We start from the raw sequence: 8,120 nt of genomic DNA on the forward strand, positions 1-8,120 counted from the left end.
TCTTTATTCGTATAATCAGCTTTTGTTCCTAAACCTACATCAACTAACTGTAAAGTCGTATTCTGAAGGTCTTCTAATTTATCTGAATAATTTTGTGCTAAAAGTTGCATATTTGTGAAGTTTTGGTCACCAGCACTTGCATTGTATGTTGGAATCGTTTGCGATACATCACTCGCTCCAACCGTTACCGCTAAAGCAGCTGCACCTGGAGATCCAAGAGTTTTTTCATCAGGCCCTGCATTACCTGCTGCGACACAGGCAACAGTACCTGAAAGCATTGCATTATTAATCGCAATCGATGTTGCTTCAAGCGGATCGTTAACGCTAGATCCTAAAGATAAATTGATAACATCCATTCCATCTTTTACAGCCTTATCAATACCAGCCATAACCGCATCGTTTGATCCACTTCCATACGGACCTAATACTCGGTACACATAAAGTTCAACGTCAGGAGCTACACCCATAACAGCTGACGGTGAGTTGTTCTTCTTTTGTGCCCCAATCGATCCAGATACATGAGTTCCATGCTCTGTATAATAAGTTGAACCATTTGCATCCGTTTCTGCTTGTCCAGAAGCTTTCCAATCTTTATACGTCGTCTCCATCGGATCCGAATCATTATCAACGAAATCGTATCCACCTTTATAAATTCCTTTTAAATCAGGATGGTTATAGTCAATACCTGTATCAATAACCCCTACTTTGACGCCTTTACCGGTAATATTTTCAGCATGGAGCTTGTCCGCACCAATTTGTGGCAAGCTATCATCTACTTTCGTTGGAGTGGACGTTTGCATTTCATCAGCCACTTTTGGCTCATCAAGCTTCACTTGATTATCCTTCCAAACTCGTTTGACAACTCCAGTGGTTAGTAATTGTTGAACTGTTGTTCCTGGCAATGTCATTGCTACACCGTTGAAAGCATCGTTGTATTCTCTTGTAATTTTAGCCTCTTTCATTTTATCTGCTTTTCGTTCATTCTGACTCTTTACTTTATTCCACTCTTGTTTAAATTTAGCATGATCGTTACTTTGTTGTGTTTTTACGGAAGAAATAGAAAGTTTCTTTCCTTTCAATGCCTGCTTTAAAACCTCTACCTTCGCAGGTGCTTCATTAAATTCAACAATTACATTGACCAATTCAGAAGTTTTTTGGTTTATATCCGGCGAAATAACGAATCCTGGTGATGCATCAAGTTGTTTCAGTGCCATTCTTTGTTCATCTGTTAAACTAGCTAACATTTTCTCTACACTATTCGAATTATTCTGATTTTTAATCTCAGCATTCACCTTATAGTGTATACCCGTCGTAAATAACATACTCGTAATGACAGTGCCTGTTAACACACGTTTAAGATTTCCTTTTTTCATAACTTTCCCCCTGATTATCAAAATTAGTTAAACTATCAAAAATGAATGGGATACATATCTTTGATCAATATCAAGTTGAAATTTAAATACGACTTATCAAATTATTCGTAGAATTCTGGTTGTGCCGCTCATGTGTTCAGTTGTTATTATTCTAAGTACATCCTATCCTTTAAGTTTTAATTTCTCCCTATTCCATTCGGTACATTTTTTATTGATTATTGAACAAAAAATATATATGTACTTTACAAATCTTCCTATTTAACACATTTTTGTACGGTCGTCACCAGTTTTCATCTTTCTAAAATCAAAGGTCGATTTATACATTTTCTTCCCTGTAATTGTCTTCCCATCCTAAATTGATTATATGGAAAATTGATTTTATAAACATTTCTGAAAATTCCGGAAAATAACCCTATAATTATCGACAAAAATTAACAATTTCTGGTTTTTAATATTCAATTGTTTAATTGATTAATTCATTTTTAATGATAAGTTTGATTGGGATGTCTTTAAAGATTTAGAGATTTGTAATTTCAATCTCTCTCTTTCTTTTAAAAATGATATCAAGATGATAAAGCTTGTTAATTCAACCGCCAATTGTACCCTACTTTACCAACAAAACATTAGAATAATCATTATATAAATTGTTTAATATTCAATTTGAATAATACTTACTGCTGTGGTTAGCGATATAGCCACCCTTTCACATTAAATGAAAAAATCAGTAACCTAAAAAAAGATTACCGATTTTTTTATTTATTAAGCTTAATTATTCTAATCCTAGTGAATGTAAAACATCATCTAATGTTTTACCTTTAGATTTCTTAACAGCCTTAGGAGAATTATCATTCCAAGGATTTTGCATTAGGTAATTATTGATAACATATTGCATATCTTTTGCATCAACAACGCCGTCAAAGTTGATATCAGCATCACGTTTATTTGTACCCCAATACGTCTGAATATACATTGCATCGTTTACGTCAATTACGTTATCCTTATTGACATCTCCACCTGGAATATAATCATATTGAACAGGTTTAGATCCAGCTGTCACTTTTCCATCCTCTTTTATCCCTACTGTAAAATCTTTCGTCATCGTAAAGTGACCTGGAACATCAATTTTCAAATTAAAATTCTCACCTGTTATCGGTAATCTTGTTCTAAATGCCCATGGATTTATTGAAGAATAACCAAATTGATCAGTAACGCCATATTCTTTACCAGTTGAATCTTTTACGCTAATTTTTGTGCCTGTTTTACTATAGTCAAGTTGTTTCATCTCTGGCTCTAATCCACCAAACTTCATTAATCCTTCTGCTTCAACATCTGATCTCATCAGCGAATAAATCGGTGTAACATAGAAATATGGTTGAATACCTTGTGTCGTTACTGTACTATTATCCACATTTGTATAAACTGCACTAAAGAATCTTGAGCCAGTTGTACTCTTAAAGCTCATTGGCCCTTTGTAGTAGACATCTTTTGACTTTACTGTTAAATCTACTAAAGAAGCATCTCCAGCAATTCCTGTATTAGCTAGATCTCCAGTCGCCGTTGCAGTGATCGTCATTTTAGTGTTTCCGCCTTCTGAAGGAGTAGTAGTATATTGAACATCTAGTTTCCCTTTAAATGTACTATTTGGTTGCACGTTTACTACATCAAGGAATGTACTTGGATAAACAAAGCTAAACTCAGCTTTCTTCACATTTGTTTTCACATTTTTTGTAGAGAAAGTCAATGTTGTTGAATCCCCCATGTTTATACGTTGTTTGTCAGCAATTGCCGTTGTATAAGCTGTTCCTTTTCTTACAAAATAAGCATCTACAAAACTACCATAATTTCTTACACTAGATTTGCTATAATCTGAGAAATCATATTCTGTAATTGGATTGACAATTGGACCAGAAGTAGCTAATGGTATCTCTTGATTGAAATTGCCTTGTGAGTCTACTGGAATGCTGATTTCTGAAGAATTATTAGGGTTATAATATGTAAAAGTATTATCTCCCTGTGAAGCAGTCATGCCCCCTGCCTTCATCTCATCGATATCTTTATCAAATACATTTCCTGATACTGTAACCTTTGTGTCAGTTGAATTAGCTGTTTCATAAATTCCACCAGCTACCATATTGTTCATCGTTACTTTAGGTTCTCTCTCTCCATAGTAAACTGGTGCATCTTTTGTGAATGTTTCGCCTTTATCGTTTGTTCCTACCATTCTAATTTTATATAATCCTGGATCTGTCTGTTTATAGTCATACGTAATTGGATTGTCCGGATTACCAGTTAATGGATAATATTTCCCTTCATTTAATACGCCTCGGAAATAATATTCGATATTCTCGTCAGCACCCATCCCATCCGCTGTGCCTAAGAATCCGATTTCTTTGTCTGTTTTTGGATCCACAAGGAAGAAATCAAAATAACGCATATGTGAATTCAATTTAAAGCTAGCACCAATTGACCATCTTGTGTAATTACTTCCTGCTTCATAAGCTATTGTATAGGCTGATGGGGTACCTGTCACATAGTCAATTCCTTCTTTTACAGTATGAATCGCAAATGGAATTTTATATGTTTCATCAGGATTCTTTTGGTTTGTATACACAACATATCCTTCGTAAGTTCCAAGCTTCGCAGTTTTCGGAACGTTGATAGTAGCGTCCATATTCGCACTGCTATATTTTTTTACTTTGACAGTTGATTTTACATCTAATGACACACCATTTGCAGCCGCATCTTGGTCTGCTCTAGAATCGCCAGTAAAACGAGCATCTAATGTCTGAAACTGAACTTTTACGTCATACGTCTTATCGACAGAGCTTTTATTAAATAAAGTAATAGAACGTTTATCTGAAAGATCTTTACCATCAACAGCTTGTTCACCATAACTTAATGCCCCAGTAATGTTTTTAATTTGTTTAATTCCCTTATCTGCTAACGTTGTTGTACTATTTGTTACACTTTTTACAGTTGAAGTTTTATCTTTTACTTGAATCTCAGTTTGTGCATGTACAGCATTATATGGGTCAACACGCCCTGCCCCAACTTCATACACACTATAATTATCCGATAACGGATCTGCCGTGTTCATCAGTGTTGCTTTAACATCTGAAGGAGTCATATCAGGATGAGCTTGCTTGACTAGCGCTGCTACCCCAACAACGTTTGGCGTTGCCATCGATGTACCAGATAAGCGATCATATGCGTAATCATAGTTTCCGATTTGGTCTGCCCCGTGCATATAAGAAGGAACAGTAGAGAAAACAGATACGCCAGGTGCCGTTACTTCAGGTTTAATATCATATAATACACGTGATGGACCACGTGAACTAAATTGCGCTAATTTGTCACCTGTTGTGACCAATTGCTTCATATTACTGAATGTAAAATCTATAGATGCACCTGGTATTGCTCCTGTTCCATAAGTAGGTAATTTAGCGGCTAACGCAGCACCTTGTGCATTACTCAATAAAAATGTCGGTATATAGTTAAAACCTTCTCCAAGATAGACATCTCCATTAGGAACTGGTGTGTCGTATAATAAAACACCTTTTGCGCCATGTGATTTTGCTGTACTGATGATTTGAACCATTGGGTAACTACCTCGCTGTGCTAATACAATCTTTCCCTTTACATCAATTGGATCAGAAATACCAATAGATCCTTTCCAATAATTAACCTCACCGCCATAAGCTACATTTACCATTTGCAGTGTTTGGCCATCAAATTCTGCTACGTCATCCGTTAAACCTTTGGCAGCTAATTTTAAATCAGCAGGTAAATTTCCTGTTGACGCATGTCCAGTCCCTGTATAACTTGGAATTGTAATGGATGTATCGCTTGCTCCAACTGTAATAGCTAAAGGCGAGGTACCTGGAGCACCTAACGAATACATTGTGTCCCCAGAATTTCCTGCGGCCACAATCGCTGTGACGCCTGCTAAAACAGCATTATTTACAGCAATTGTTGTAGGATATAAAGGATCATTGTAATTTGCACCAAGAGACATGTTAATGATATCCATTCCGTCTGAAACTGCTTTATCGAGTCCTGCTAAAATAGCCGATGTATAGCCTGATCCATATGGTCCTAATACACGATAAGAATAAATATCCGCATCCGGTGCAACCCCTGTTACTGAAAGGTCTCCATCATTTTTGCCCTGCCCAGCAATAATACCTGCTACGTGTGTTCCGTGCTCGGTATAATATGCTTCTCCATTTGTAGCTAACTCAGCCTGTCCAGACGCTTTCCAATCTGCGTATGTCGTTTCCATTGGATCATTGTCATTGTCAACGAAATCGTAACCACCTTTAAAAGCAGCTTTTAAATCTGGGTGGTTATAATCAATTCCAGTATCAATAATACCGACTTTTACACCTTTACCTGTATAGCCTTCTTCGTGAAGTTTTTCCACTCCAGGGAATGTTACCATCGTATGCGTTGCAGCTTCTTTCCCAGTTGTTGATGATTCACTAATTGACGGTGGCTCTACTTGAACTTGTAAATCACTATAAACAGCTTTTACTGAACTTGATTTAAGAAGGTTTTTTACTTTGTTAGCAGGAATGGTCATTGAAACACCGTTAAATGCTTTTTTATATGAACGTTTTATTGAATATGGATTTTTCTTGTCTTTTAATTCACTACTGAAAATAGTTTTTAAATCTTGTTGGAATGTTTCGTGTGAAGCGTTTACATTTTCTTGTGCATCTTTTGCTGATAACGTTTCACCGTTGGATGCAGCTTCTAAAACAGCCGTCTGCTCGGGCTTGTCCTTAAATTCAACAATAACAGATGTAAGCTTGTCACTTGTTTGATCAACTTCTGAGGATAATTGCAGACCCTCTTTGTCACTTACTTTTAATTGCTTAATTGCCTCACGTTGTTGAGGCGTAAGATTTGCTAATACTTGTTCGACTTTTGATGTTGCTTGTGCATGAACTTGTTGTGAAAAGGAACCTGGTGTCATTGTAGTACTTATAAGTCCTGTTGTTAATGCTAATGTTGTCACATTTTTAAACACTTTCTTTTTCATCTACTAACCTACTTTCTTTTCTCAAGATAGATTTATTATATTGAAAATTGTCGTAATTTAAATTTTGAAAAATTCCGGAAAATTCTAATTTTTTAAAAAATTAGATACAAATTACTTAACTCTTCTCTACCAATCCCATAATTTCGTAATTTACTTATAAAAAAAATTGAAAGTATGATAACAGGCATACCCGAAATTAATGAAATATTTCTTTTTGTAAAAAAGAACTTTTGATTTATACATAATATTCTTAGTACTTTTTACTTTTATATAGGAAAAGGCTCCGGAATTTTACCGGAGCCCTTAAACTTTAAAAAATTATAATCCTATTAGTTAACACCTAATGCACTTTTAACACTCTCTAAAGTTTGTCCTTTATATTTCTTTTTAGGTGTTGGCGCATAGTTAATCGTTGGATTTTGCATTAAGTAGTTTTCTTCTACAAATGCTAGATCTTTTGCATCAACTACACCGTCAAAGTTAATATCTGCATCACGTTTATTTGTTCCCCAATAAGTTTGTAAGTAAAGTGCGTCCATTACGTCAATCACGTCATCTTTATTAACATCTCCTGCGATTGCTGGATTTACCCCGTATAATGCAAGATTTTCATTCGTCACTTTTCCATCTTCATGGAATCCGATTGTAAAGTCTTTGTGTACGGTGAAATGCCCAGGCACATTAAATTCAAGCTCGTACTGATCATCGGTTAATGGTAATTGCACTTTAAACGTAGACGATTTAGAAGGAACGACTCCTTCATAAACAGTTCCATTTGAATTTGTGGCTTTGACTTTAATTCCGGCCTTTGAATAATCAAACGTTGTCGCTCCTAGTGGAGAACCAGCTGGATCTAAGAATGCTTCTGCATTATTCAAACCACGAAGTAACGAACTTGTAGGTGCTCCATTATAGATGGATGGATTTCCACTTACAACATTAGTTGTCGTATTATTACTATCGGTAACTAAAGTACTAATATGAGCCATCTGCATTACAGCAACTACCGTATAATCATTACTCAATTTAAACGCCACATCCGCAAATTTTAAATCACCCGATAATGGCGTAACACCATCTTTTGTCTTGATTGTAACTGTTGTTAAATAAGTGGTAACGCCAGCTATAGCCGGTTTATCTGTTATAGTCATGTCGACTTTATCTGCTATACTTGGATCTAATGTAATATTCATGGATGCTGCAGTAGATTCGTGATAAAACGTATAAACTACTTGTTTGACATCCTTTGCTTTATTTAACATTAACGTTGCAAGCGCTGTTTCTCCCGGATTTGCCGTACGTTTTTCAGGATTCATATAACCATACGTTACATCATCGCGTGTGACAAAAATTTCTCTACCTTCTTTAAATGTTTTATTTGTTGCCTTATCAATTGCATAAAAGCCAATTTCCATCGCTCTTGATGCATTTGTTGGAATCGTTGCTGTAAATGTACCATCAGGATTTACAGGTACCGCTACTTCGCTTCCTCCTAAGTAATCTCGATAATACACTTTTGTACTGCCTTGGTTAACGTCCATCCCAAGCTTTTGCATTTCTTCTGTGTCTTTATCATAAACTGAACCAGTTATCGTTACGCTCGTTTGGCCATTTTTATATTCAAGAACATCCGGACTGTTAATCGTCATTTTTGGTGCGATGTTATCAAAATAAATTGGTGCCTCTTGTGAGAATGTTTTACC

General features: G+C 35.8%; 3 protein-coding genes. All 3 read right to left on the reverse strand.

Annotation, left to right across the window (positions count from 1 at the left end; translation table 11 throughout):
* On the reverse strand, positions 1-1,373 hold a 1,373-nt coding region (locus tag ACFCYN_RS24335), incomplete at its 3' end, for a S8 family serine peptidase (protein WP_375952518.1).
* A gap of 769 nt (positions 1,374-2,142) precedes the next feature.
* Positions 2,143-6,417: a S8 family serine peptidase gene (locus ACFCYN_RS24340; RefSeq protein ID WP_375952520.1), complete on the reverse strand. Its 4,275-nt coding sequence runs from the start codon at positions 6,415-6,417 to the stop codon at positions 2,143-2,145.
* Between the two features lie 329 nt (positions 6,418-6,746).
* Positions 6,747-8,120 (reverse strand): dockerin type I domain-containing protein (locus ACFCYN_RS24345; protein WP_375952523.1); only part of this gene is annotated, 1,374 nt, incomplete at its 5' end.

It is taken from the genome of Gottfriedia sp. NPDC056225 (assembly GCF_042267765.1).
In the GTDB taxonomy this organism is placed as follows: Bacteria; Bacillota; Bacilli; order Bacillales; family Bacillaceae_G; genus Gottfriedia.